This is a genomic window from Vibrio sp. H11, assembly GCF_004804295.1.
Taxonomy (GTDB): Bacteria; Pseudomonadota; Gammaproteobacteria; order Enterobacterales; family Vibrionaceae; genus Vibrio; species Vibrio ostreae.
On the sequence record NZ_SSHN01000006.1, the window covers coordinates 135,066 to 160,041 of the forward strand.

At 52.9% G+C, this 24,976-nt stretch carries 23 protein-coding genes; 11 read left to right on the plus strand and 12 right to left on the minus strand.

All coding sequences use genetic code 11. The annotated features are described in order from the left end of the window. Positions 1–13: 13 nt before the first annotated feature. A complete protein-coding gene (gene oxyR / locus E6C74_RS11555) occupies positions 14–934 on the minus strand; it encodes a DNA-binding transcriptional regulator OxyR (RefSeq protein WP_136485275.1) in 921 nt (306 codons plus the stop codon). 143 nt (positions 935–1,077) lie between these two features. Here oxyR and E6C74_RS11560 point away from each other — a divergent pair, with 143 nt between their 5' ends. Next, positions 1,078–1,818, plus strand: a complete 741-nt coding sequence (locus E6C74_RS11560) for a glutathione peroxidase (protein WP_136485277.1) — start codon at positions 1,078–1,080, stop codon at positions 1,816–1,818. A 252-nt stretch (positions 1,819–2,070) separates the two neighbouring features. After that, on the plus strand, positions 2,071–2,334 hold the full coding sequence (locus tag E6C74_RS11565; protein WP_136485279.1) for a DUF3624 domain-containing protein: 264 nt from the start codon (positions 2,071–2,073) through the stop codon (positions 2,332–2,334). Positions 2,335–2,530: 196 nt separating this feature from the next. Here E6C74_RS11565 and argH read toward each other — a convergent pair whose 3' ends face one another. From argH to argC, 4 genes are all read right to left on the minus strand, one after another. Further along, positions 2,531–4,405 (minus strand): argininosuccinate lyase, encoded by a 1,875-nt coding sequence (gene argH / locus E6C74_RS11570; protein WP_136485281.1) that lies wholly within the window; start codon positions 4,403–4,405, stop codon positions 2,531–2,533. Positions 4,406–4,669: 264 nt separating this feature from the next. Next, positions 4,670–5,887, minus strand: a complete 1,218-nt coding sequence (locus E6C74_RS11575; RefSeq protein ID WP_136485284.1) for an argininosuccinate synthase — start codon at positions 5,885–5,887, stop codon at positions 4,670–4,672. Positions 5,888–6,066: 179 nt separating this feature from the next. After that, positions 6,067–6,858, minus strand: a complete 792-nt coding sequence (gene argB / locus E6C74_RS11580; protein ID WP_136485286.1) for an acetylglutamate kinase — start codon at positions 6,856–6,858, stop codon at positions 6,067–6,069. Positions 6,859–6,867: 9 nt separating this feature from the next. After that, positions 6,868–7,872: an N-acetyl-gamma-glutamyl-phosphate reductase gene (gene argC / locus E6C74_RS11585; RefSeq protein ID WP_136485289.1), complete on the minus strand. Its 1,005-nt coding sequence runs from the start codon at positions 7,870–7,872 to the stop codon at positions 6,868–6,870. 179 nt (positions 7,873–8,051) lie between these two features. Here argC and argE point away from each other — a divergent pair, with 179 nt between their 5' ends. The 3 genes from argE to E6C74_RS11600 all read left to right on the plus strand — a co-directional run bounded on the left by argE (position 8,052) and on the right by E6C74_RS11600 (position 12,939). Further along, a complete protein-coding gene (argE, locus tag E6C74_RS11590) occupies positions 8,052–9,188 on the plus strand; it encodes an acetylornithine deacetylase (RefSeq protein ID WP_136485291.1) in 1,137 nt (378 codons plus the stop codon). A gap of 229 nt (positions 9,189–9,417) precedes the next feature. Next, complete coding sequence (gene ppc, locus E6C74_RS11595; protein WP_136485293.1) at positions 9,418–12,051, plus strand: phosphoenolpyruvate carboxylase; 2,634 nt, start codon at positions 9,418–9,420, stop codon at positions 12,049–12,051. 348 nt (positions 12,052–12,399) lie between these two features. Next, positions 12,400–12,939: a PadR family transcriptional regulator gene (locus tag E6C74_RS11600; RefSeq protein ID WP_136485295.1), complete on the plus strand. Its 540-nt coding sequence runs from the start codon at positions 12,400–12,402 to the stop codon at positions 12,937–12,939. 114 nt (positions 12,940–13,053) lie between these two features. Here E6C74_RS11600 and cysE read toward each other — a convergent pair whose 3' ends face one another. The 5 genes from cysE to epmA form a co-directional block, all read right to left on the minus strand. After that, a complete protein-coding gene (cysE, locus tag E6C74_RS11605) occupies positions 13,054–13,875 on the minus strand; it encodes a serine O-acetyltransferase (RefSeq protein ID WP_136485297.1) in 822 nt (273 codons plus the stop codon). A 91-nt stretch (positions 13,876–13,966) separates the two neighbouring features. Next, positions 13,967–15,004, minus strand: a complete 1,038-nt coding sequence (gene gpsA / locus E6C74_RS11610; protein ID WP_136485299.1) for an NAD(P)H-dependent glycerol-3-phosphate dehydrogenase — start codon at positions 15,002–15,004, stop codon at positions 13,967–13,969. Between the two features lie 222 nt (positions 15,005–15,226). After that, complete coding sequence (gene secB, locus E6C74_RS11615; protein ID WP_136485301.1) at positions 15,227–15,694, minus strand: protein-export chaperone SecB; 468 nt, start codon at positions 15,692–15,694, stop codon at positions 15,227–15,229. A 179-nt stretch (positions 15,695–15,873) separates the two neighbouring features. Then, a complete protein-coding gene (locus tag E6C74_RS11620; protein WP_136485304.1) occupies positions 15,874–16,308 on the minus strand; it encodes a rhodanese-like domain-containing protein in 435 nt (144 codons plus the stop codon). A gap of 149 nt (positions 16,309–16,457) precedes the next feature. Beyond that, positions 16,458–17,432: an elongation factor P--(R)-beta-lysine ligase gene (epmA, locus tag E6C74_RS11625; RefSeq protein WP_136485306.1), complete on the minus strand. Its 975-nt coding sequence runs from the start codon at positions 17,430–17,432 to the stop codon at positions 16,458–16,460. Between the two features lie 306 nt (positions 17,433–17,738). Between epmA and frdA the strand changes: the two genes are divergently transcribed. From frdA to frdD, 4 genes are read left to right on the plus strand one after another with little or no spacing between them, the layout of a single operon-like run. Beyond that, positions 17,739–19,544: a fumarate reductase (quinol) flavoprotein subunit gene (frdA, locus tag E6C74_RS11630; protein ID WP_136485308.1), complete on the plus strand. Its 1,806-nt coding sequence runs from the start codon at positions 17,739–17,741 to the stop codon at positions 19,542–19,544. After that, on the plus strand, positions 19,544–20,302 hold the full coding sequence (locus E6C74_RS11635) for a succinate dehydrogenase/fumarate reductase iron-sulfur subunit (protein WP_136485310.1): 759 nt from the start codon (positions 19,544–19,546) through the stop codon (positions 20,300–20,302). The genes frdA and E6C74_RS11635 overlap by 1 nt, the downstream gene beginning before the upstream one ends. A gap of 2 nt (positions 20,303–20,304) precedes the next feature. Further along, entirely contained in the window at positions 20,305–20,688 is a 384-nt protein-coding gene (gene frdC / locus E6C74_RS11640) for a fumarate reductase subunit FrdC (protein WP_136485509.1), read from the plus strand. A 10-nt stretch (positions 20,689–20,698) separates the two neighbouring features. Then, positions 20,699–21,061 carry a fumarate reductase subunit FrdD gene (gene frdD / locus E6C74_RS11645; RefSeq protein WP_168797018.1) on the plus strand — a complete coding sequence of 121 codons (363 nt, stop codon included), beginning with the start codon at positions 20,699–20,701 and terminating at the stop codon, positions 21,059–21,061. 70 nt (positions 21,062–21,131) lie between these two features. Here frdD and E6C74_RS11650 read toward each other — a convergent pair whose 3' ends face one another. Continuing rightward, positions 21,132–22,535: an SPFH domain-containing protein gene (locus tag E6C74_RS11650; protein ID WP_136485314.1), complete on the minus strand. Its 1,404-nt coding sequence runs from the start codon at positions 22,533–22,535 to the stop codon at positions 21,132–21,134. A gap of 228 nt (positions 22,536–22,763) precedes the next feature. Next, the gene (efp, locus tag E6C74_RS11655) at positions 22,764–23,330 is read right to left on the minus strand and encodes an elongation factor P (RefSeq protein ID WP_136485316.1); all 567 of its coding nucleotides are present in this window, start codon (positions 23,328–23,330) and stop codon (positions 22,764–22,766) included. Positions 23,331–23,363: 33 nt separating this feature from the next. On the opposite strand from efp, the gene epmB reads away from it, so the two are divergent. Both epmB and E6C74_RS11665 read left to right on the plus strand, forming a co-directional pair. Then, on the plus strand, positions 23,364–24,386 hold the full coding sequence (gene epmB, locus E6C74_RS11660; RefSeq protein ID WP_136485318.1) for an EF-P beta-lysylation protein EpmB: 1,023 nt from the start codon (positions 23,364–23,366) through the stop codon (positions 24,384–24,386). Between the two features lie 116 nt (positions 24,387–24,502). Further along, the gene (locus E6C74_RS11665; protein ID WP_136485320.1) at positions 24,503–24,976 is read left to right on the plus strand and encodes an MgtC/SapB family protein; all 474 of its coding nucleotides are present in this window, start codon (positions 24,503–24,505) and stop codon (positions 24,974–24,976) included.

Here is a 24,976-nt window from a genome sequence, read left to right on the forward strand (position 1 = left end):
CTGAGATTAATAATCAGGCGGCAGTCAGACCGGTGGCGGTGTTCGGCAGCGCCATCAGACAGTCATGCATCGCCGCAGCCAGAGTCTCAAAACGCTGTCTGAGCGGTGAGCCCGGACGATACACCAGTACCAGCCTACGCGAAGGAACCGGATTGACCGCTTTAACATAGCACACACCGTCTTTGACCTTTTCCGCCGGCAGCGACAGCTCCGGTAGCAGCGTAATGCCGCCTCCCGCCGCAACCATATTGCGCAGCGTCTCCAGACTGGTGGCCTTAAAACGTTCATCATCCTGAGCACCAGCAGCAAAACAGAAACCCAGCGCCTGATCGCGCAGGCAGTGACCATCGCCCAGAGCCAGTACGGTTTTGCCTTTCAGCTCCATCATGTCGACTTCATCACGCTCGGCCCACTCATGGCCGCACGGAATCGCAATACTCATCGGTTCGACATAAATGTCCAGCTCTTTAAACGGTTCGGTTTCAGCGACCGACGCCAGCACCAGACAATCGAGCTTACCCTCTTCAAGCTGATGGATCAGCTGCTGGGTTTGTGCTTCATGCAGATACAGTTCCAGTTCGGGAAAACGCTGTTTCAGGGTCGGTACAATACGCGGTAATAAGTAGGGTCCCAGGGTCGGAATAAAGCCGATGTGCATCGGGCCGGTCATCGACCCACCCTGTCCGCTGGCCATATCTTTAAAGGTTTTCACGTCACTCAGAATCCGTTTAGCCTGTTCCACCAGCTGCAGACCGGCATCAGTAAACAGCACCCGCCGGCTGCTGCGCTCAAGCAGCACCGTACCCAGTTCATCTTCCAGCTTGCGAATTTGACCGCTCAGGGTCGGCTGGCTGACGAAGCAGGCCTCAGCCGCTTTGCGAAAATGCTTATGCTCGGCCAGGGCGACCAAGTATTCAAAATCACGAATGTTCATTGTGTACCTCTATAGGATGTACCTATCAAAACCATAACATCAAACGATTAGAGCTATCAAAGTATTTATTCAATAATGGCGTCATCAACAGGGGGAAATCACTTTGCCCTGGACACGAATCTAAAACTTGGAAGGAAAACCGTATGTTTGTATCGAAAGAAGATCAGTCAGTCCCGCAGGTTACGTTCCCGACTCGTCAGGGCGATCAATGGGTCAATGTCAGCAGTGACGAACTGTTTGCTAACAAAACCGTGATTGTATTCAGCCTGCCGGGCGCGTTCACCCCGACCTGCTCCAGCAGCCACCTGCCACGCTACAACGAACTGTTTTCGGTCTTCAAAGAAAATGGCGTTGATGACATCCTCTGTATATCGGTCAACGATACCTTTGTGATGAATGCCTGGAAAAACGATCAGGAAGCCGAAAACATCACCTTTATTCCGGATGGTAACGGCGATTTCACCTCAGGCATGGGCATGCTGGTCGATAAGCGCGATCTCGGCTTTGGTCAGCGTTCATGGCGCTACAGCATGCTGGTACGTAACGGTATCGTGGAAAAAATGTTTATCGAACCAAACGAACCGGGCGACCCGTTTAAAGTGTCTGACGCCGATACTATGCTGAGCTACCTGGCACCGGAGTTTAAAACCCAGGAATCGATTACGGTATTCAGCAAACCGGGCTGTCCGTTCTGTGCGAAAGCCAAGCAGAATCTGATTGACGCCGGTCTGCAGTATGAAGAGGTGATTCTGGGTAAAGATGCCACCAGCGTCAGCCTGCGCGCCATCACCGGGCGTACCACAGTGCCGCAGGTGTTTATCGGCGGTAAACATATTGGTGGCAGTGAAGAGCTGGAAAGCTACTTAATCAACCGCAGCGCATAACAGTCAGGCTGCGCCACACACTGCAGGAAGCCGTTCAGTCACCGATGACATTTACCTTATAAACATGACCCGCCGCCAGCCTCACAAGCTGGCGGCTTTTTTGTGAGCGCCCCACAGGCTGAATGGCGCTAAAGAGGATAGATGCCACAGCTTGCTGTTTTTTTCCTGCTCGCCTTATACTGGAGTCCGCACTCTCAATTCAGACTGACAATAAGTGATTAAGGATGAACGGTTACCGATGAGTAGAAGACGATGAGTTGTTACGACTGTCAAAGCCACTGGTTCTGGAAAAAAATCGGCCGCTGCCAACGCTGTATGAATCAATTAACCGTGCTGTCGGTATTGTGCTGGATTCTCTGGTGGTTTACCTGCCGCGACACACCGCGCACGATTGAATCCATTACCCTGCTCATGGCCGCTTTTGCCTGCAATAGTTTGCTGTTGCTGCATGTCTGGATGAAGTTCGTGATCCTGCCATTACGTAAACACAGTGGCAAAGATAAGCCTGATGAATAATTCACCATTGTGAATGGTGCGGGGCAAAAAAGAAAAAAAGCCCTGAAACTAAGTCTGTTTCAGGGCTCTCTTAGAGAGTTCTAAGAAAAAGCAGTGGTACAGTAATAGACCCTGCTTCCTCTTATTGGTTCCGATAAAAATCGATCTTTTTTGATCTTTTTTTAAACAAATTCATGAACGCTTTATATTCAGCAGCTTATGCAACACTCGCCTTAATGATCAGCTGGTCATCCAGATTCACTTCCAGAGCCACTTCATCACAGGCATGCTGACGCGGGCACTGTTCGCAATCTTTCAGTACTTTTTCCGGCAACAGCGTCTTCGAGGTCGGAATGAAGTCCTGCTTCATAAAGAACTCCGGGGTACGGGTCAGAACAAACACCTTGTTGATGGCCATCTGACGCGCTTTGTTAACCAGGTAATCGACAATCGCTGTCCCCTGGCCCTGACCTTGCCAGCCGGCTTCCACCCCCAGGGAGCGGATTTCTGCCAGACCTGAGTCATATACATACAGTGACGCGCAACCGGTGATCTCACCATTATGTTCTGCCACGGCGAATGAGCCGATATCGCGCACAATTTCATTGCGTGAACGTGGCAGGTTTTCCCCCATGTTGGCCCAGTAAGCCACCATGCCTTCCAGACGTTCAATGTCGGTCAGACGAGCCGGACGTACTTTGACCGATGAGGCATCACGTTTAGCCAGCCGTTTTTCCGCCTGTTCTACTGCGTAAGCTACTTGGTGCGGCGCGACACCTCCCAACGCACTACGTTTTTCCAGACACGAATCAATCGTCAGAATCGCGTACACATCCTCTTCAATCACCGGTGAGAACTCTTTCAGTTCTGCCAGAGAAAGCTCTTCCAGCGCACTGCCTTTGGCAATCGCACCGACCACGGCCACACCAACGATATGGTGCGCTTCACGGAACGGGATGCCTTTTGCTACCAGATAGTCAGCCAGTTCAGTCGCGTTGGCGTAACCTTGCTTGGCCGCTTCCAGAGTCCGCTCACCATTGACCTTGATACCTTCAAAGCACAGCGCGGCCATTTCCATACAGTCGTTCCAGGTGTCGAGCGCGTCGAACAGGCCTTCTTTATCTTCCTGCATGTCTTTGTTATAAGCCAGTGGCAGTGCTTTCACTGTCATCATCATGCCAGCCAGTGAACCATACACCCGGCCGGTTTTACCACGGATAAGCTCCAGCGCATCCGGGTTTTTCTTCTGCGGCATCAGGGAAGAGCCGGAAGTCACAGTATCTGCCAGTTCAATAAAGCCTGACTCGCCTGAGTTATAGAAAATCATATCTTCTGCCAGACGTGACAGGTGCAGCATAGAGATAGACGCAGTGGTCATCAGCTCCATCACATGGTCACGGTCAGATACCGAGTCCAGTGAGTTACGGGTGGCACGACGGAAGCCCAGATTGTGTGCCAGTTTCTCACGGTCAATAGAGTATGCGGTACCCGCCAGAGCGCCTGAACCCAGCGGGCAGGTATCAAGACGTTTGATGGCATCGCTAAGACGTGAATAGTCACGTTCAAACATTTCCACGTAAGCCAGACACCAGTGAGCAAATGTGACCGGCTGAGCGCGTTGCAAGTGAGTGTAACCCGGCAGTACTGTGCCCTGATGTTCTCTGGCCACTTCCACCATTTTATTTTGCAGACGGTCAAGCGCGATCAGCAGTTGCTGACCCTGCTGACGACACCATAGTTTCAGGTCGGTCGCGACCTGGTCGTTACGTGAACGGCCAGTGTGCAGTTTTTTACCCAGGTCACCCACTTTGCCAATCAGCTGCTGTTCAACCCAGGAGTGGATATCTTCGGCGTCTGACAACAGGATTTGTTCCGGATCTTCCATCACTTCCAGTTTCAGCTCATTGAGTGCCAGCTCCAGCTTTTGCTGTTCTTCTGCTGTTAACACATTGACTGACAGCAGAGCCTTGGACCAGGCAATCGAGCCGACGATGTCCTGTTCCGCCAAGCGGTAATCGAAGCGCAATGAATCATTAAATTGTTTGAATCTGGTGTCTGCTGCCTGGGTAAATCTTCCGCCCCATAATGCCATTGCGTTTCTCCTAATGCTCACTAATCACTTGCTTTTGCTAATATGATATTCGACCTGAAACAGGCGATTTATTGTGTTATTTGCCTACCCGTCAAAGTTACGGGAAGTTGAACAAAAAATAAAGTAAAAATTCACTTTTTAAACATACTTATTCAAAAATAATCAGATAACTATGCTTATAATCTCACACATACAACAAAGCCCGCTTGCAAAACAAGCGGGCTGAGATTCAGTTTAAAGCGTGTAGACGCAGGCTACGCCGGATTATTTTTTCGCAGCGGCGTTCAACGCTCTGATACGACTAGACAGAGAGTACAGACGGATGAAACCGCCCGCGTGGCTCTGGTCGTAAACTTCATCCGCGCCAAAGGTGGCAAACTCTTCTGAGTATAGGCTGTTTTCAGAACGTTTTTGCGTTGCTGTCGCCTGACCTTTGTAAAGCTTGATCACTACTTCACCGTTCACGTCCTGCGCCAGTTCATCTGCCGCAGCGAACACAGCCTGACGCAGTGGAGTAAACCAACGGCCATCATACACCAGGTGTGATGCTTTAATGCCCAGCTCTTCACGGAATTCAAAAGACGTTTTATCCAGCACCAGTTGCTCAACGGCACGCAGAGCTTCCATGATGATGGTGCCCCCCGGAGTTTCGTAACAACCACGCGACTTCATACCAACCAGACGGTTTTCTACGATGTCGATACGACCCACACCGTGTTTCACGCCTTTTTCGTTCAGGGCAACCAGTGCGTCGTATGGCGACAGTTCCTGACCGTCAACCGCAACCACTTCACCTTTGGCCACTTTCAGCGTCACGTATTCTGCTTCGTTTGGAGCCTGCTCAGGATCCACTGTCCAGGCCCAGCAATCGTCGTTTGGTGCATTCCAGGTGCTTTCCAGTACGCCACCTTCAGTCGAGATGTGCCATGCGTTGGCATCACGTGAGTAGATTTTAGTCAGTGATGCCGCACACGGAATGTTGCGCTCTGCCAGGTAATCCAGACACTCTTCACGGCTGACCAGATCCCACTCACGCCATGGTGCAATCACGTGCAGATCCGGTGCCAGTGCCGCAAATGCACCTTCAAAACGGATTTGGTCGTTACCTTTACCGGTACAACCGTGTGCCAGTGCATCCGCACCCACTTTACGTGCCACTTCTACCTGAGCTTTAGCAATCACAGGACGTGCCATTGAGGTACCCAGCAGGTATTTACCTTCGTAGTAAGCACCGGTTTTCAGAGTTGGGTAGATGTAGTCTTTAACCAGCTCTTCTTTCAGGTCAACCACATAACACTCAGATGCACCTGATGCGATCGCTTTCTCTTCGATGCCAACCAGCTCGTCAGCACCCTGACCCACATCGGCCACAAAGGCAACCACTTCACAGCTATAGTTCTCTTTCAGCCATGGAATGATCACTGAGGTATCCAGACCGCCAGAATAAGCGACAACCACTTTATTTACTTGAACTTTGCTCATGTTCTTTTATCTCCGATTCCCTGGCTCTGCGCTTGGCGGTTAGTGCTCAGGTTGTTTTGCTATGATGCTGTAAAAAATCTGCTTCGTTTGGTTTCCCATCCGTTCAACACATTACGTTAAAAATCAATCTTTTCAAACAGACGAGTTAACAAAACGGATGGGTGAATAATTCAATATGTTTACTGCGGTAAAAACTGGGTGCCGATACTCTGGCCGGCAAACAGCTGCGCCAGTTTTTCCGGATAACGCCAGGTGGCCACTTCAATTGGGCGGCCCAGATCCTGTGCCGCTTCCAGAGCCGCACGGACTTTAACAATCATGCCATCGGTAATCACTTTGGCTTCAATCAGAGCGTCCGCCTGGTGCTGATTCAGGCTGTGGATCAGATGACCTTTACCATCCAGTACGCCGCTGACATCCGACAACAGCACCAGCTCGGCATCCAGTGCCGCTGCCACTGCCACTGCGGCCTGATCAGCATTGACGTTCATCAGCTGACCTTCATTGGTCATGCCGATGGAACTGATGATAGGCAGAGCGCCCGCCGCCAGCAGCGCATTCACCACGTCCGCTTTACCTGGTTTCGCCAGGCCCACAGCGCCCAGCTCAGGGTCCAGTTCCTCGACCTGACACAGACCACCGTCCGCCAGGCTCAGACCGACCGCATTGAGGCCATCTTTAATCGCCTGGCCCTGCAGCAGCTTGTTGGCTGTACCGGCCAGAGCGCCGGTGATGTAGCCAATCTGATCATACGGGGTAACACGCAGACCATCTTTCTTAACCGTTTTCAGCTGCAGTTTTTCCATCAGTTCATCGACGATATAACCACCACCGTGCACAATCACCAGTGGACGCTGCGCCTCAGCCTGGTATTGAGCCATCGCGCCAAACAACTTGCTCAGCGTTTCACTGCACGACAGCGCCGCGCCGCCTAACTTAACCACTAATGGATTTTGTTTTGTATCCGTCATACCTTACCCTCACACCAAAGCGGTCAGTTCATCGAAACCGTAGTGTATGTTCAGACATTGCATCGCTTGACTCGATGCGCCTTTTAATAAGTTGTCAATTGCCGAGACCACGATGACGTGCTCGCCCTGCACCTTCCAGCCAATATCACAAAACGGAGTGAACTCAACATCCTGAATACGCGGCAGCGTGCTGGTATGCAAACGTACCGCCGGCTTGTCGCCGTATGCCTCAGCAAAGGCCTGTGCAACCTGCTCAGCGCTGACACCCGCCGCCAGTTTCATGGTGATGGTCGCCAGAATCCCGCGCTTAAAGTTACCCAGGTGCGGCGTGAAAATCACATCACAACCCAGGTGAGTGGCAATCTCCGGCTGGTGACGGTGGGTAAACACACCGTACGGCTGCAGGCTGACTTCACAGAAACTGTTGGTCATGGTGGCTTTACGGCCTGCGCCCGTGACGCCACTGACCGCATTAATCACCGGCCACTGCGCTTTATTAACCAGACCCGCTGCCAGCAGTGGCTTAATGGCCAGTTGCGAAGCCGTCGGGTAACAACCGGCTACCGCGACCAGCTGACTATTAAGAATAGCTTCCTGGTTCCACTCGGCCAGTCCGTAAGCCGCTTCCGCCAGCCAGTCACCATGCTGGTGCTGGAAGCCGTAGTACTGGTCATAAAAACCTTCACTCTGCACCCGGTAAGCACCTGACAGGTCAAACACCTGACAGTTGTTGGCCAGGAAAACCGGTGCCAGATCGTGGCTCACTTCGTGCGCCGTCGCGAGAAACACCACATCACACTCTTGCGCGACCTGCTCCACATCCGTCAATGCCTGTACCGGCATATCGACCAGCCCCGCCAGTTTACCGTGCAACTGGGCAATCGATTTTCCTGCATCGACGCTGTTGGCGGAAACGTATAAACCTGATAGCGTGAGCTCTGGGTGTTTGTGAACCATAAGAGCAAGTTCTGCTCCGGTGTAGCCGCTTGCGCCGATAATGGTGGTTTTTAGCATCTCAAAGCATCCAAAGTGAAGGTAAATGATAATAGTTAAAACTGATTATTGATTTACATTTAAACTGACTATTAATTTGTAAAAAGACCGGATTATTTGGTTTTTTATTCATTAAAAGTGATTTAATATGTGTTTTACATTTTCAGCGTTATTCTGTCAATAGTAGGAGCAAGAATAATATGCAATTACCGAGTTTCCTCGAAGTCTATGAAGGCTTGATTTCGACCCCGTCGATCAGTTCCACGGACCCGCAATGGGACCTGGGCAATGAAAAGGTGATTGCCAAACTGGCGGACTGGCTTACTGCGCTTGGCTTTAGCGTTGAAATCGACCAGGTCGCTCCCGGCAAACAGAACCTGATTGCGAAAAAGGGTCAGGGCGAAGGCGGCCTGCTGCTGGCCGGTCACAGTGATACCGTGCCATTTGACGAAGGACGCTGGAATTTTGATCCCCATGCCCTGACTCAGGCCGACAACCGCTTTTACGGCCTCGGTACCGCTGATATGAAAGGCTTCTTTGCGTTTATCCTCGAAGCGGTGAAAAAAGTCGACTGGAGCAAGCAGACCAAACCCCTGTACGTGCTGGCGACCTGTGATGAAGAAACCACCATGCTCGGTGCGCGTCACTTTACTGAAAACGCGCCATTTCAGCCCGATTACTGCATCATCGGCGAACCCACCAGTCTGGTGCCAATTTACGGCCATAAAGGTCACGTTGCCAATGCGATTCGCGTGACCGGTAAGTCGGGCCACTCCTCCAACCCGGCACTGGGCGTCAATGCGATCGAAATTATGTACGAAGTCATGTTCGCGATGATGCAACTGCGCGACAAGCTGATTAAAGAGTATCAGCATCCGGGATTTGAAATCCCGCACCCGACGCTTAACCTCGGCCATATCCATGGCGGTGACACACCAAACCGCATCTGTGGCTGCTGTGAGCTGCACTACGATGTACGTCCGCTGCCGGGCATCAGCCTGGACGGTCTGGATAACATGCTGCGCGGTGCCCTGAAAGAGGTACAGGACAAATGGCCGGGCCGGATTGAAGTTGAACCTTTGCATGATGCGATTCCGGGTTATGCCTGTGATCACGACCATCCGTTCGTGACTGACATCAGTCAAATCTGTGAGCAGCCGGCGCAAACCGTCAATTACTGCACTGAGGCGCCATTCCTGCAACAGCTGTGTCCGACCCTGGTTCTGGGTCCGGGATCGATTGATCAGGCGCACCAGCCGGATGAGTTCCTCGCCTTTGACTTCATTGATCCGACCATCAATGTGTTATCGAAAGCCATGGTTAAATACTGCTTTTAAAGCATAAATCTTGAATGACAGCCCCCTGAGCAGATTTTATTCGCCCGGGGGTTTTTGTAATAAATTTTCAACAAAATTGGGGATTTGACTGAACAAGTGTTCAAATGATCGCTCAACGGCATAAATGGAATTTTAGTATGTCGGGTTTGACTGTAGTGGACAAACATAGTTAGATTGTGTACTTAAGAAAAGAACAATGGATGTAATTTTTTTACAAGGCAGGATGACAATGAACGAGAAATACGCCGCGCTCAAAAGTAACGTGAGCATGCTGGGTCGCCTTCTGGGGCAGACAATTCAGGATGCCAGCGGTGACGTTATTTTAGAGAAAGTGGAAACCATCCGAAAACTTTCCAAATCTGCCCGCGCCGGTAATCAGGCCGACCGCGATAATCTCATTGAAGAGATTAAAAGCCTGAACAATGATCAGTTAACGCCGGTTGCCCGCGCGTTTAACCAGTTTCTGAATCTGACCAATATTGCCGATCAGTACCACACTATCTCGCGTCACTGCGAAGAGCATGTGTGTGAACCTGACGCCATTCACGATCTGTTCAGTAAACTGAGCGACAACAGTATCAGCAAACTCGATACCGCACAGGCGGTGCGAGATCTCAATATTGAGCTGGTTCTGACCGCGCACCCGACGGAAATCACCCGTCGTACCATGATCAATAATCTGGTTAAGATTAACGAATGTTTATCGAAACTTGAGCTGAGCGACCTTTCGTCCAAAGAGCGCCTTAAAACCGAGCGTCGCTTAGAACAGCTGATCGCTCAGGGCTGGCACTCTGATGTTATCCGTAAACAGCGCCCGACGCCGCTGGATGAAGCCAAATGGGGTTTCGCTGTGGTTGAGAACTCACTATGGCAGGCGGTACCTGAATTTTTGCGCGAACTGGACGTCAGCGTGAAAAACTACCTCGGCGAAGGGCTGCCTATCGATGCCCGTCCGGTCCATTTCTCCTCCTGGATGGGTGGCGATCGTGACGGTAACCCGTTTGTCACCCACACCATTACCCGTGAAGTCATGCTGCTGTCACGCTGGAAAGCGGCGGACCTGTATCTGGGTGATATCAATGAGCTGATCTCCGAACTGTCGATGACCAAGTGTAACGACACGGTTCGCGATCTGGCTGGTGAAGAAGAACACGAACCGTACCGCGCCATCCTGAAACGGGTGCGTTCGGTGCTGCAGGAAACGCTGGAAATCCTCGATGCCAAAGTGCATGGCCAGCAACTGGCGGTTAAAGCACCGCTGCGTAACATCAGTCAGCTGTGGGAGCCGCTGTACGCCTGTTACCAGTCGCTGCACGAATGTGGCATGGGCGTGATTGCCGATGGCTCACTGCTCGATACCCTGCGCCGCGTGAAAGCGTTCGGCGTACACCTGGTACGCCTTGATATCCGTCAGGAAAGTACCCGTCACTCTGATGTGCTGTCTGAACTGACCCGTTATCTGGGTATTGGTGATTACGACCAGTGGAGTGAGCAGGACAAGATTGCCTTCCTGACTAACGAGCTGGCCTCTAAACGCCCGCTGCTGCCGCGCGACTGGCAACCTTCAGAGCCGGTTAAAGAAGTCCTCGATACCTGTAAAATTATCGCGTCTCAGCCACGTGAAGCCTTTGGTGCCTACGTGATTTCCATGGCGCGCACTGCGTCTGACGTGCTGGCAGTCCATCTGCTGCTGCAAGAATGCGGCTGTCCTTACCGCCTCGATGTATGTCCGCTGTTTGAAACGCTCGATGACCTCAATAACGCCGAAGCCGTTATTACCCAGCTGATGAGCATCGACCTGTACCGCGGCTTTATCCAGAACCACCAGATGGTGATGATCGGTTACTCCGATTCCGCCAAAGACGCCGGTGTGATGTCGGCGGGCTGGGCACAGTACCATGCGATGGAATCCCTGGTTAAAGTCGCCGAAGAAGCCGGTATTGAGCTGACCCTGTTCCATGGCCGCGGCGGTACAATCGGTCGTGGTGGTGCGCCAGCGCACGCCGCACTGCTGTCTCAGCCGCCAAAGAGCCTGAAAGGCGGCCTGCGCGTGACCGAGCAAGGTGAAATGATCCGCTTTAAACTCGGTCTGCCGGACGTGGCGGTCAACAGCTTCAACGTGTACGCCAGTGCGATTCTGGAAGCCAACCTGCTGCCGCCTCCGGAGCCAAAACAGGAGTGGCGCGATCTGATGGAAGTGCTGTCAGACGTATCCTGCGCGGCTTACCGTGCGGTCGTGCGTGGAGAAGCCGACTTCGTCCCTTACTTCCGTCAGGCCACACCTGAACTGGAGCTGGGTAAACTGCCGCTCGGTTCACGCCCGGCGAAACGTAACCCGAATGGCGGCGTGGAAAGTCTGCGTGCCATTCCGTGGATCTTCTCCTGGAGCCAGAACCGTCTGGTTCTGCCGGCCTGGCTTGGTGCCGGCGAAGCGATTCAGCACGCCATCGATCAAGGTTACCAGGCGCAGCTGGAAGAGATGTGTCGCGAATGGCCGTTCTTCTCAACCCGTCTCGGTATGCTGGAAATGGTGTACACCAAGTGTAATCTGGATATTGCCCGTTACTACGACGAGCGCCTGGTGGATGAACCACTGCGTCCGCTTGGCCAGCGTCTGCGCGATCAATTGCAGAAAGACATCAAAACCGTGCTGAACGTGGAAAACAACGAGAACCTGATGCAGAGCGACCCATGGGGCCATGAGTCGATTCGCCTGCGTAACATCTACGTTGAGCCGCTCAACATGCTGCAGGCTGAACTGCTGTACCGTACCCGTCAGAGTGAACAGCCGGATCCCGAGCTGGAAGAAGCACTGATGGTGACCATCGCAGGTATTGCCGCAGGCATGCGTAACACCGGCTAATCGCCAGTATAAAATTCTAAAAATTAACAAAAGATCGCATCTTTGCGGTCTTTTGTTTTACCTAGCAATCTTATTGAGAATAATATCAGTTTTTTATTTCAAAACCGCATTGTATTCTACTTTATGCTTATTATTTAGATATACTACGGCTGCTCGATGACGGCATTTAATAACAACAAGTCGCAGAGCGATACGTAGAGTATCAACCCTAGGTGATAAACGGCTTTAAGGTGACATGACAGCAGATTTCTGCTGACCAGAATCAGGCACTGCATCAGAGAGTACCGCAGAGTACCCACGATAGCTGAATCTGGTGTAAAAAGTTTATTAACCATTTGGATTGAAGACATGTCATTACCACACGTTATCCTTACTGTTCTTAGCACTCGCGATGCAACCGGCTACGATATCACCAAAGAGTTTTCTGCGAGCATTGGCTATTTTTGGAAAGCCAGCCACCAACAAGTCTACCGTGAACTGAATAAAATGGGTCAGCAGGGCCTGGTAACTTGTGTCCTGGAACCTCAGGAAGGCAAACCTGACCGTAAAGTTTATTCGATTACGGACGCAGGCCGCAGCGCTCTGGGCGAATGGTTCGATCAGCCGACCGCGCATCCGACAGTAAGGGATGAATTCAGTGCTAAATTGATGGCTTGTGCCGTTCAGCCTGCACACCCTTACCGGGCTCAACTGGGCGAGCTGATTGAAGAATCCCGTAAGCTGGTGACTCACTACAAAGAGATTGAGTCGGCTTACTACGCCAATCCGGCGGTAATGGATAAGCAGCAACGTCTGGAGCGTCTGACGCTACGCCGTAATCTGCTGGTTCGCCAGGCCTGGATCAACTGGGCAGAAGAAGTGATTGCGGAACTGGATGCAATGGCGTAAGCCGCACCAACCGAACAGCAAACAAAAAGGATGATGCCCGGCATCATCCTTTTTTCGTTTTCGCCTTACGCTGTCAACCCAGGCAGATTTTAAACCACTTACGGTCAGGCAAGCTTAAATGCCATCTCCGCCGGTGAACGTCTGAGTGCGGCCATTGAACTGCTGATCCATATCCAGCGACGGCTTCTGGGTTTTTGGCCGGCCGACGATACGTGCCGGCACCCCGGCTACTGTCGTGTGTGGCGGCACAGGTTGCAGCACCACCGAGCAAGAGCCGATTTTAGCGCCTTCGCCGACTTCGATATTACCGAGAATTTTCGCTCCGGCACCGATCATAACCCCTTCACGGATTTTCGGGTGACGGTCACCGCTCTCTTTACCGGTACCGCCCAGCGTGACGTCCTGCAGAATCGATACGTCGTCGCCGACCACGGCCGTTTCACCGATCACAATACCGGTAGCGTGATCCAGCATGATGCCGCGCCCGACTTGTGCCGCCGGGTGGATATCGACCTGACACGCGACAGAAATCTGGTTCTGCATATAAGTTGCCAGCGCCTGACGTCCTTGCTTCCACAGCCAGTTGGCGACACGATGGCCCTGCAGGGCGTGATAGCCTTTCAGGTACAGCAGCGGCATAGAATACATCGACACCGCAGGGTCACGGTTGACCGTGGCGCAAATATCACAGGCGGCGGCTTCTGCAATAGCCGGATCTGATTTAAACGCTTCCTCGACCACTTCCCGTACCGCAATCGCCGGCATCGACGCCGTCTCCAGACGGTTAGCGAGGATGTAGCTCAACGCAGCCGCCAGGCTGTCATGCTTAATAATGGTCGCATGGTAGAAACTGGCCAGCATTGGCTCCTGCTCTGCCTGCTCACGGGCTTCTTGTACTATGGTCTGCCAAACTTTACTTTGCGCACACTGTTTCATTATTCACTCTGCCTCAGGCTGTGTTCGGCACAACGGCGTACCGCTCAGCTCTTTTAATCCTTCAAAACTCTACCAAGCAGCTTGGTGGTGATCATTCTCGTTCTGCTTTCTTGTCGCGCGCCAATAAGTCCTGAGCGGCCAGACGCGCGTCTTTGCCTTGATACAATACCTGATAAATTTGGTCAACGATTGGCATCTCAACACCCATACGCTGCGCCAGCAACCACACCTCTTTGGTGTTGCGGTAACCTTCAACCACCTGGCCGATTTCATCCTGTGCGGTATCGACATCTTTGCCCTGACCCAGCGCCAGACCAAAACGGCGGTTGCGTGACTGATTGTCTGTACAGGTCAACACCAGATCGCCCAGACCAGCCATGCCCATAAAGGTTTCCGGCTGTGCGCCCAGAGCCGCGCCCAGGCGGCTCATTTCCGCCAGGCCACGGGTAATAAGCGCAGTGCGCGCATTGGCACCAAACCCGATGCCATCCGACATCCCGGCGCCAATCGCAATCACGTTCTTCACCGCGCCGCCCAGTTGCAGGCCGGTGAAATCACTGTTGGCATAGACGCGGAAGGTCTTGCTGCAGTGGATTTTCTCCTGCAACTGCTCCAGGAACTCGGCATCGGACGAGGCGACGGAAATCGCCGTCGGCAGTCCCATCGCCAGCTCTTTGGCAAACGTCGGACCGGACAGCACCGCCAGTGGATGGTTATCCCCCAGCACTTCACGAGCCACATCCTGCAGCAGACGGCCGGTTTCCGGCTCCAGCCCCTTCGTTGCCCAGCAGATACGGGTATCTTCGCGCAGATAAGGTTGCAGGCTGTTGAGCACAATACCGAACACATGGCTGGGTACCACGACCAACAAATCACGACTCGCCTGCACCGCCTTTTGCAAATCAGCTTCAATGATCAGAGATGGCGGGAAATCGATACCCGGCAAAAAGGCGTGGTTGGCCCGATCGGCTTGCAGACGCGCCATGTGCTCAGGGTCATGTCCCCACAACACCACGTTAGCTCCGTTACGAGCCAGAGATATCGCCAGTGAGGTACCGTAAGAGCCCGCACCGATCACGCTCATTGAAATCGCTTTACCGTCGGCATTATTTGTTTGTGAATCGCTCATTGTTCCGCCTGATAGCTATGCTCAGATGCACCAAAGCCCGGGGCTTGGTCATCGGTTTTGTTATTCTATACCCAAAACAGCGCGAGGTGCAGGCGCATTCGTCTGTTTTCCCTGAGTGAAAACAAAAATGCACACCGCACCTTGATGTGTCAGTGCGTTGTGCATTCAATAAGCCGCCGGTTGTCGCACCGCCGGCCCGGATGAGTCAGAAACCCGCAGCGCTTAAGCTTGCGCTTCTTCCTGACCAGCCTGCTGTTGCAGATAGTTCATGAACAGCGCATCAAAGTTAACTGGTGCCAGGTTCAGTTGTGGGAAAGTACCTTTTACCACCAGGCTTGAGATAGTTTCACGTGCGTACGGGAACAGGATGTTCGGACAGAATGCACCCAGGCAATGAGCCAGCTGACCGGCTTCCATCTCTTCAGCCGTAAAGATACCCGCTTGCTGTACTTCACACAGGAACGCGTTCTCTTCTTCGTTTTTCACTGTCACAGTCAGACGTAGCACGACTTCGTAGACACCTTCGCCCAGTTCACGGCTCTGCGTATCCAGATCCAGTTTCACATCCGGGTTCCACTCTTTCTGGAACATGGTTGGCGAGTTCGGTGCTTCAAACGACACATCTTTCAGATAGATGCGTTGAATTGCGAAGTTTTGTTGCGGAGCTTGTTGTTGTGCTGCTTCAGCCATGATTTTGTCCTTAATACAGATAAATTCGGGTCATAATGGTGGGGAGACTAACCGAGAGCGTGCTGCGGCACTAGAACGATGCGTCATTCCGTGCCGGCCATCACATCCGGTGCGAGTGGGTGCTGACTTTGCAACCAGCACCACCGCCACCATTACAACCGTGTTTTGTTGCCCCGGAATTACTTCTTGCCACGTACCAGCGGCAGATTCGCTTCGTTCCAGGCGACCAGGCCATTTTTGAGCAGATTCACTTTTTCGAATCCTGCTTTGGCTAACAGCTCAGCGCTTTGACGCGCCGTCTGACCGGTCTTGCATACCACAATGATTGGGTCTGATTTATGACTTTCAAGGGCAGACAGATTACCGGCTTTGATGTCTGACGGTAAAATGTGAACTGAGTCAGTAATATGGCCACGTTTGTATTCGTCTTTGGTACGAATATCAACCACCACACCATTTTCACGGTTCATCAGTTGAGTCACCTGAGAGGCACTCACTTCTTTGTAGGCGGCCGTAGCGGATTTAAACGTGGTAACGATCAACGCCACCAAAATACCTACCCAGGCCAACGATAGGATCATGTTCTGTTGAAAAAACTCAATGTATTCTTGCATATCCTGTGCTCTTGCAATGGTGGTTCAAAACAGTCAAGGAGTATAGCGAGGTTGCCCGCATGACGCGAGCGCTTAGCGCGCAGAATCCCTGACCCAGGCCACGAAATTGATCCCGGATGTTACCGGGATCCGCCGTCCTTGACCGGGCTTTACGCGCGTGGAAACGGAAACGCCGTCACCTTATCAATATGATCTTCGCCCAGCGCCAGCATGATCAGGCGATCAATACCGAGCGCAACACCGGCACACGGTGGTAGTCCGGCCTGCAGCGCCGCAATCAGGTGGTAGTCGATCGGCTGCGCCGTCAGTCCCATTGCTAAACGCTTGGCATTGTCGCCCTCAAAACGTGCCAGTTGCTCGGCCGGGTTATCCAGTTCATGGAAGCCGTTCGCCAGCTCAATGCCTTTAAAATAGACCTCGAAGCGATCAGCCACCCGCGCGTCGTGCGGGTTAATTTTGGCCAGCGCCGCCTGAGAGGCCGGAAAGTCATACACGAACGCCGGGACCTGCTGGCCGATGTGCGGCTCGATGCCCATACTGAACAGCAGTTGCAGCAGGGTATCGCGATCCTGCTCCGGCTCAGCGATATCACTCAGGCCGAGTTGCGCCGCCGCCTGTTTAAGTTCCGTCATACTGCCTTGCAGCGGGCAGACACCGAGCACAGTGATAAATGCCTGCTGATAGGTCATGCGCTCAGCGGCGCCGATGCCAAGCACAAGTTGCAGCAGCGCCTCCATTTCATCCATCAACATGTGATGGTCAAATCCGACCCGGTACCACTCCAGCATGGTAAATTCCGGGTTGTGGTAACGGCCGTTCTCTTCATTGCGAAAGGCTTTACCTATCTGGTAAATCGAACCGCTGCCGGCGGCCAGCAAGCGTTTCATGTGGAACTCCGGGCTGGTCATCAGATGCAGATGCCCGCCATCAGCATAACCCGGCCCGACAAACTCGGTCTGAAAAGTATGCAGGTGGACGTCAGTCACCGTGGCGTGGCTCATGGCCGGCGTATCGACCTCAAGGACATCACGGGCAGCAAAAAACTGCCGGATAGTATTCAGCAGCGCGGCACGCTGCTTAAGTTGCTGGATTGATGCCGTTGGCATCCACTCTGGCTGGCTCATATTTGTTCTTCTTCACTACGCACAAGCCGCCAATTCTACCTGCTGGAGAACAAATTCCAAACAGTGACGTGATCAAACTCACACCTGCAGCATTAAATATGCTCGCATGTGCGATACCGCCACAAAAGTCCAACCGAATCAATATTTGCCCCGCTGGCCTCTTCTACACTAGCTCTACCACTTAGGTACAGGTGGTGCGCAGCGAGTGCCAGCTCCCGTCTCTTTCCCGAAGCCAACCCGCTGCTGATTATAATTAAGAGGCTCGTGTCCGGCCTCGCCCAAATCTCAATACACCGGAGGATAACTGTGCAAACTCTCACCACAGATATCGCAGTCATCGGCGCTGGCGGCGCTGGTCTTCGTACGGCAATTGCCGCAGCCGAAGCGAACCCGAATTTAGAAGTCGCACTGATTTCCAAAGTCTATCCCATGCGTTCCCATACCGTAGCAGCCGAAGGCGGCTCAGCGGCGGTGGTTAAAGCAGAAGACAGCTTAGACAACCACTTTAACGACACCGTCGGCGGCGGTGACTGGCTGTGCGAACAGGACGTGGTGGAATACTTCGTCGCCAACTCAACCCGCGAAATGATCCAGATGGAACAGTGGGGCTGTCCGTGGAGCCGTAAAGAAAACGGCGAAGTCAACGTGCGCCGTTTCGGGGGCATGAAAGTCGAGCGCACCTGGTTTGCCGCCGATAAAACCGGCTTCCATATGCTGCACACCCTGTTTCAGACCTCAATGAAATATCCGCAAATCAAACGCTTTGATGAGTACTTTGTGGTTGATCTGCTGGTGGTGGACGGCGAAGTCCAGGGCCTGATCGCGATTCACATGTCCGAAGGTGAACTGGTTACGATCAAAGCCAAATCCGTCGTCCTGGCCACCGGTGGTGCCGGCCGGGTTTACCACTGTAACACTAACGGCGGTATCGTTACCGGTGACGGTATGGCGATGGCCTATCGCCACGGCGTACCACTGCGCGACATGGAGTTTGTCCAGTACCACCCAACCGGACTGCCGGGCACTGGTATCCTGATGACGGAAGGCTGTCGCGGTGAGGGCGGGATTATCGTCAACAAAAATGGCTACCGCTACCTGCAGGATTACGGCATGGGTCCGGAAACACCGGTCGGCGAGCCGAAAAACAAATACATGGAGCTTGGCCCGCGAGACAAAGTGTCACAGGCCTTCTGGCACGAGCAGCAAAAAGGCAACACCATTAAGCATCCGCTCGGCGACGTGGTCCATCTCGATCTGCGTCATCTGGGTGAAGCGTATCTGCAGGAGCGTCTGCCGTTCATCTGTGAACTGGCTAAGGCATACGTCAACGTCGACCCTGCTAAAGAGCCGATCCCGATTCGTCCCACCGTGCACTACACCATGGGCGGCATTGAAACCAACGGCCAGTGTGAAACCCGTATCCGCGGCCTGTTTGCGGTCGGAGAATGTGCCTCGGTCGGTTTGCACGGCGCTAACCGCCTCGGCTCCAACTCGCTGGCTGAGTTCGTGGTGTTTGGCCGCGTCGCCGGTGAACACGCCGTGCAGCGCGCCGCCTCGTTCCAGGGCTGGAATGACAGCGCCATTGCGCAGCAGGTCGAAGCCGTTGAAGCCCGCATTCAGGCCCTGCTCAATCAGCAGGGCGATGAAAACTGGGCCGATATCCGCACGGAAATGGGCCATGCGATGGAAGCCGGCTGTGGTATTTACCGCGAGCAAGATCTGATGCAACAAACCATTGACAAGCTGGCGGAGCTGAAACAGCGTTACCAGCATATCAGCATCCAGGATCAGGGTAAGGTGTTCAACACGGATCTGCTGTACGCGATTGAGGTCGGTTACGGCCTGGAAGTGGCCGAAGCCATGGTTCATTCCGCGATTCTGCGCAAAGAGTCACGCGGTGCTCACCAGCGTCTGGATGAAGGTTGTACCGAACGGGATGACGTCAACTTTCTGCGTCACTCACTGGCCTATTATCAGGCTGGCGCCGCACCGAAGATCGATTACAGCCCGGTTACTATTACCAAGTCGCAACCGAAAGCCCGCCTGTATGGTGAAGCTGCCGAACAAGCCGCCGCCGCAGAAGCCGCGCAGATTGCAGAGGAGCAGAACTAATGTCAGCTAACCGTATTCAGAAAGTCGAAATTCTGCGCTACGACCCGGCGCGTGACAACGAGCCCTATCTGCAGGCGTTTGAAGTACCGTTTGATGAGACCATGTCGGTCCTCGATGCGATTGGTTACGTCAAAGACCATCTCGATAAACAGCTCTCGTACCGCTGGTCATGCCGGATGGCTATCTGTGGCTCATGCGGCATCATGGTCAACGGGGTGCCGAAACTGGCGTGCAAAAGTTTCCTGCGTGACTACCCGAACGGGGTCAAAATCGAGCCACTGGCCAACTTCCCGATTGAAAAAGATCTGATCGTCGACATGACGCCGTTTATCGAGCGTCTCGAAGCCATCAAACCCTACATCATCGGCAACGACCGCAAACCGGAAGACGGCACCAATCTGCAAACCCCGCAGCAGATGGAAAAGTACAAACAGTTCGCCGGTTGCATCAACTGCGGCCTGTGTTACGCCGCCTGCCCTCAGTTCGGCCTCAATCCGGAATTTATCGGTCCGGCCGCGCTGACTCTGGCCCATCGTTATAACCTCGACAGCCGTGACCACGGCAAAGCGGAACGGATGAAGCTGATTAATGGTGAAAATGGTGCCTGGGGTTGTACCTTTGTCGGCTACTGCTCGGAAGTGTGTCCGAAACATGTCGATCCGGCTGCCGCCGTCAACCAGGGTAAAGTCGAGTCATCGATGGATTTTGTTATCGCGATGCTGAAACCGGACGGTTCAGTGAAAACACAGGAGGCCTGATGATGACGAACCGTAAACCTTATGTGCGTGAAGTAAAACGCACCTGGTGGCAGAATCATCCGTTTTACCGCTTCTACATGCTGCGCGAAGCGACAGTACTGCCGCTGATTCTGTTCACGCTGTTTGTGCTAATTGGCCTTGCATCGCTGGTCAAAGGTGCTGATGCCTGGCACAACTGGCTGGCCTTTATGGCTAATCCGGTTGTGGTGGCCATCAACATCGTGGCTTTGGCCGGCAGCCTGCTGCACGCGCAGACCTTTTTCTCCATGGTGCCGCAGGTGATGCCGATTCGCCTCAAGGGCAAACTGGTAGAAAAAAGCGTCATCGTTGTCACGCAGTGGGCCGCGGTGGCGGTGATCTCACTGCTTGTTCTCATTCTGGTGTAAGGAGCCTGTTGTGATTAATACCAATCCAAAACGTTCAGACGAACCGGTATGGTGGGGATTGTTCGGTGCCGGCGGTACCTGGTTTGCCATGGTCACTCCGATCACGATTCTGGTACTCGGTATTCTGGTGCCACTTGGTGTGATTGACAGCGCAGCCCTGAGCTATGAACGCGTCGCCGACTTTGCCACCAGCATTATCGGGGCCCTGTTTGTCATCGCCACTATCGCCCTGCCGATGTGGCACGCCATGCACCGCGTTCATCACGGTATGCACGATCTTAAGCTACACACTGGCCTGATCGGCAAAATCGCCTGCTACGGTATCGCCGCGCTGTTCAGCGTGTTAGGGGTGGTGTTTATCCTGATGATTTAAAATCGAAATGAACAAGGCGGGCTTTGAGCCCGCCTTGTGGTTTGTAAATGCTCGCCCGTGACTGAGCCGGTTATTTGCTGACGACTTTCTTGGTTTGGTCCATCAGGCCTAGTGCGCCGAAACCGGTAATCACATCCAGGTTGGTTTTCAGCCCGCTTGCCTCGCCACCGCCGATGTAATTCTGCGGCATCTGCACCTGGAAGTTCTGCAGATTGCTGTAAAGTGAGTTGGCCACATCCCGTTGCAGCTCTGCCAGGTACACTTCCCGGTTGGCCCCCAACGCGGCGTATTTGGCTTTTAACACTTCCGACTCAGCACGGCCTTTTTCCAGAATGGCTTTAGCTTCGTACTCGGATGACAAGGCATTCGCTTTCTGAATCGCCAGGTTCGCTTCTGCAATCGCCAGCTCTTTCTCTTTCTCAACCTCAGCCAGACGCTTGGTTTTTTCTACTTCGACAATCTCACGCTCCGCTATCTGACGTGCGACCTCAACGTCTTTCTGCTGCGAGATCAACGCCAGTTCTTTCTGACGCTGCGCATCCTGCACTTCCCGGGTACGCTGAATTTCTTTTCGCAGCTGTTCGGTTTCGGCCTGAGCTTTGGATGTTTCCTGCTCCTGGATGGCGCGGATACGATCTGCCACCAAACGCTTTTTATCAGCCAGCAATTGATCAAGCTGGGTTTCCGGTTGCGGATCACCAATCGTCACCTGGGTCACATGAATGCCGTACTGCAGCAGCGGGTTGTCCTGGCGGATTGGCTGCCCGGTACTATCCAGCACCGGCACGGTTTTCCACACCAGTTGATTGGTCCGTTGCAATTGGTTCGGATTGCTTTGATTCATTCCCACCGGAGCCAGATCCATCTCCTCTACTTCGACCTGACGACGTTCGGTGAGGTAGATACCCTCACGCAATTGATCGCCCAGCTTAGATTTAAACTGGTTGAGACCGCCCTGGAAGAATTCTTCGCCGGTATACTGGGTGGCGGTAATCACCGTAACGTTGCGGGCATTTTTGACCAGCAGCGCGTCAATTAAATTGCTGTTGTTACGAAATTCGCGGTGCATTTTAATCAGCGCCTGGGGATCGGTACTCAGTTTGAAACGGAACGTCACCGGGATCTGGCCGATGTAAGTATCGGCGAAACGCACCTGAACCGGATCGAGACGCTGATAAAAATCTTCCCCGGTATTGTTGCCAAATGACACCGTGATCACCTGGTCATACTGGGTAATTTTGGACAAAAACGGCATCCGGAAATGAATACCCGGTTCGGTAAACACATCCAACTCACCGGTAATATTATTCTGGTGCACGTAACTGTAGCCGGCATCGGTCATCAATACCGAGCTGTTGATGGTTAAGGCCACCGCCAAAACCGGAATACCCACCACTGCCGCTTTGAGTCCGCGACGGATCAGCTGACGTCGCTGTTCGACTTTCAAACCTTTTGCCAGGTCCGCACTGTTCATTTTGATTCTCCTTGTTATGGTTATTTTTGATATAAATATTTATAAACCAATAACTTAACTAGCCAATTGATAACGGAGGTAAATGTAACAATTTAAGACACAAAGAAATAGTCGAATATTTATCCTGATGAATATAGTTTTTCCGAAGATTACTCAGATGCCAGCTTGCTCAGGAGGTAAAAAAGGCCGCATCAGCGGCCTTTTGACTCACAGTCATACCCGGAAGGATTACTTCACGCGGCTGACGTATTCACCGCTGCGGGTGTCGACTTTGATGACTTCACCGATTTGGATGAACAGAGGAACACGCACTACTGCGCCGGTGTTCAGAGTCGCAGGCTTACCGCCGGTGCCCTGAGTATCACCTTTCAGACCTGGGTCAGTTTCCGTCACTTCCAGCTCCACAAAGTTTGGTGGAGTGACCGTGATTGGGTTACCGTTCCACAGGGTCAGAGTACAAGTGTTGTTCTCTACCAGCCATTTTGCGTTTTCGCCAACAGCTTTCAGATCAGCCGGGATCTGCTCGAACGTTTCAGCGTTCATGAAGTGGTAGAACTCACCGTCGTTGTACAGGTAGTCCAGATCGATATCCATCACGTCGGCGACTTCAACAGTGTCACCAGATTTGAATGTTTTTTCCAGAACTTTACCAGAAAGCAGTTTACGGATTCGTACGCGGTTGAACGCCTGACCTTTGCCTGGTTTTACATACTCGTTTTCGAGAATGACACAAGGCTCATTATCAAGCATAATTTTAAGACCGCCTTTAAATTCATTCGTGCTAACAGTAGCCATTATTTCCTCTTACATTCTTCGAGTTAAAGTTTAATGCCGCACATCATAACCCGAAAAGTCGAATCTGTTGAGCAAAACTGGATCCAACAGCTTGCGAATGGGATCTCCGATCCCGCGCAGTTACTCCAGCAGCTCGAGATCGATCCCAAGCCCTGGCAAAACGGATTTGCAGCACGTCAGCTGTTCGCACAGCGCGTACCACAAAGTTTTGTCGATCGGATGCAAAAAGGCAATCCGTACGACCCGCTGCTACGCCAGGTTTTGCCGCTCAGTGAAGAGTTTGAAGTGCATGCCGGCTACTCCAGCGATCCACTCGAAGAGCAGAACAATACCACGCCCGGCCTGCTGCATAAGTACCGTAACCGCGCGCTGCTGATCGTCAAAGGCGGCTGTGCGATTAACTGCCGCTACTGTTTCCGGCGCCATTTTCCTTATGCCGATAACAAGGGCAACAAAACCACCTGGCAACACAGCCTGGACTACATCGCCGCGCATCCGGAGCTCAATGAAGTGATCCTGTCCGGCGGTGATCCGCTGATGGCCAAAGATCATGAACTGGCCTGGCTGATTAACGCGATTGGTGCCATTACGCACATCAAACGGCTGCGCATTCATTCACGTCTGCCGGTGGTGATCCCGGCCCGCATTACCGATCAACTGGTCGATCTGCTCGCCACGACCCGTTTGCAGGTCATCATGGTGACCCATATCAATCATGGCAACGAAATTAACCTCGAACTGAAACAGCAGATGGCCCGCCTGCGCGCGGTCAATGTGACCCTGCTCAACCAGGGGGTGATGCTAAAAGGGGTTAACGACAGTGTCGATGCCCAGGTTCAACTGAGCGAAACCCTGTTTGATGCCGGCATTCTGCCCTATTACCTGCACGTGCTGGATAAAGTACAGGGTGCGGCGCATTTCTTTATCAGCGATCAGCAGGCAAAAGCGATTATGGCGGAAGTCATGACCCGGGTGTCCGGCTATCTGGTGCCTAAACTGACCCGTGAAATCGGTGGCCGCAAGAGCAAAACCCCGCTCGATCTGCACCTGGAATAAGCGCGTCAGGCCCGGCTTTACAAGCGTTTTTTATCCACACCACTAAAAGCTTTTATTCGCATCTCAACGCAATAAAACGCATACTTCGCCCTTTCCCAGCATCTGTGGAGGGCGACATGTCTGCGCTGGATTTTTTGTTTGATTTCGGGCCGTTCAGCTGGCCTGCGCTGATGTGTTGTGCCATCAATGGTTTTCTGATTGGCGTCGAACGCCAGACACGCGGTAAGCCGGTCGGTATTCGCACCTCGATTCTGATTATCTCCGGCACCTACCTGTTTATGGCCATGGCCGTCTCCCTTTCACCCAATACGCTTGATCAGGCGCGGGTACTGGGTCAGATCATTACCGGGGTTGGTTTTCTCGGCGCCGGGGTAATGATGGCCCAGGATGGTAAGATTCATGGCGTGACTTCAGCCGCGGTAATTTGGGTGTTGGCGGCGCTCGGGCTGATGATTGGTCTTGGCTATATGGCCCAGTCCGTGATGATCACTGTACTGGTACTGAGTGTGCTGTACGGGGTCGACAAAGTCGAGAATACTTTCCAGAGTCTGCGCCGCGGTGTGCATCAGCGCCTGCGTCGTCGCCATTAA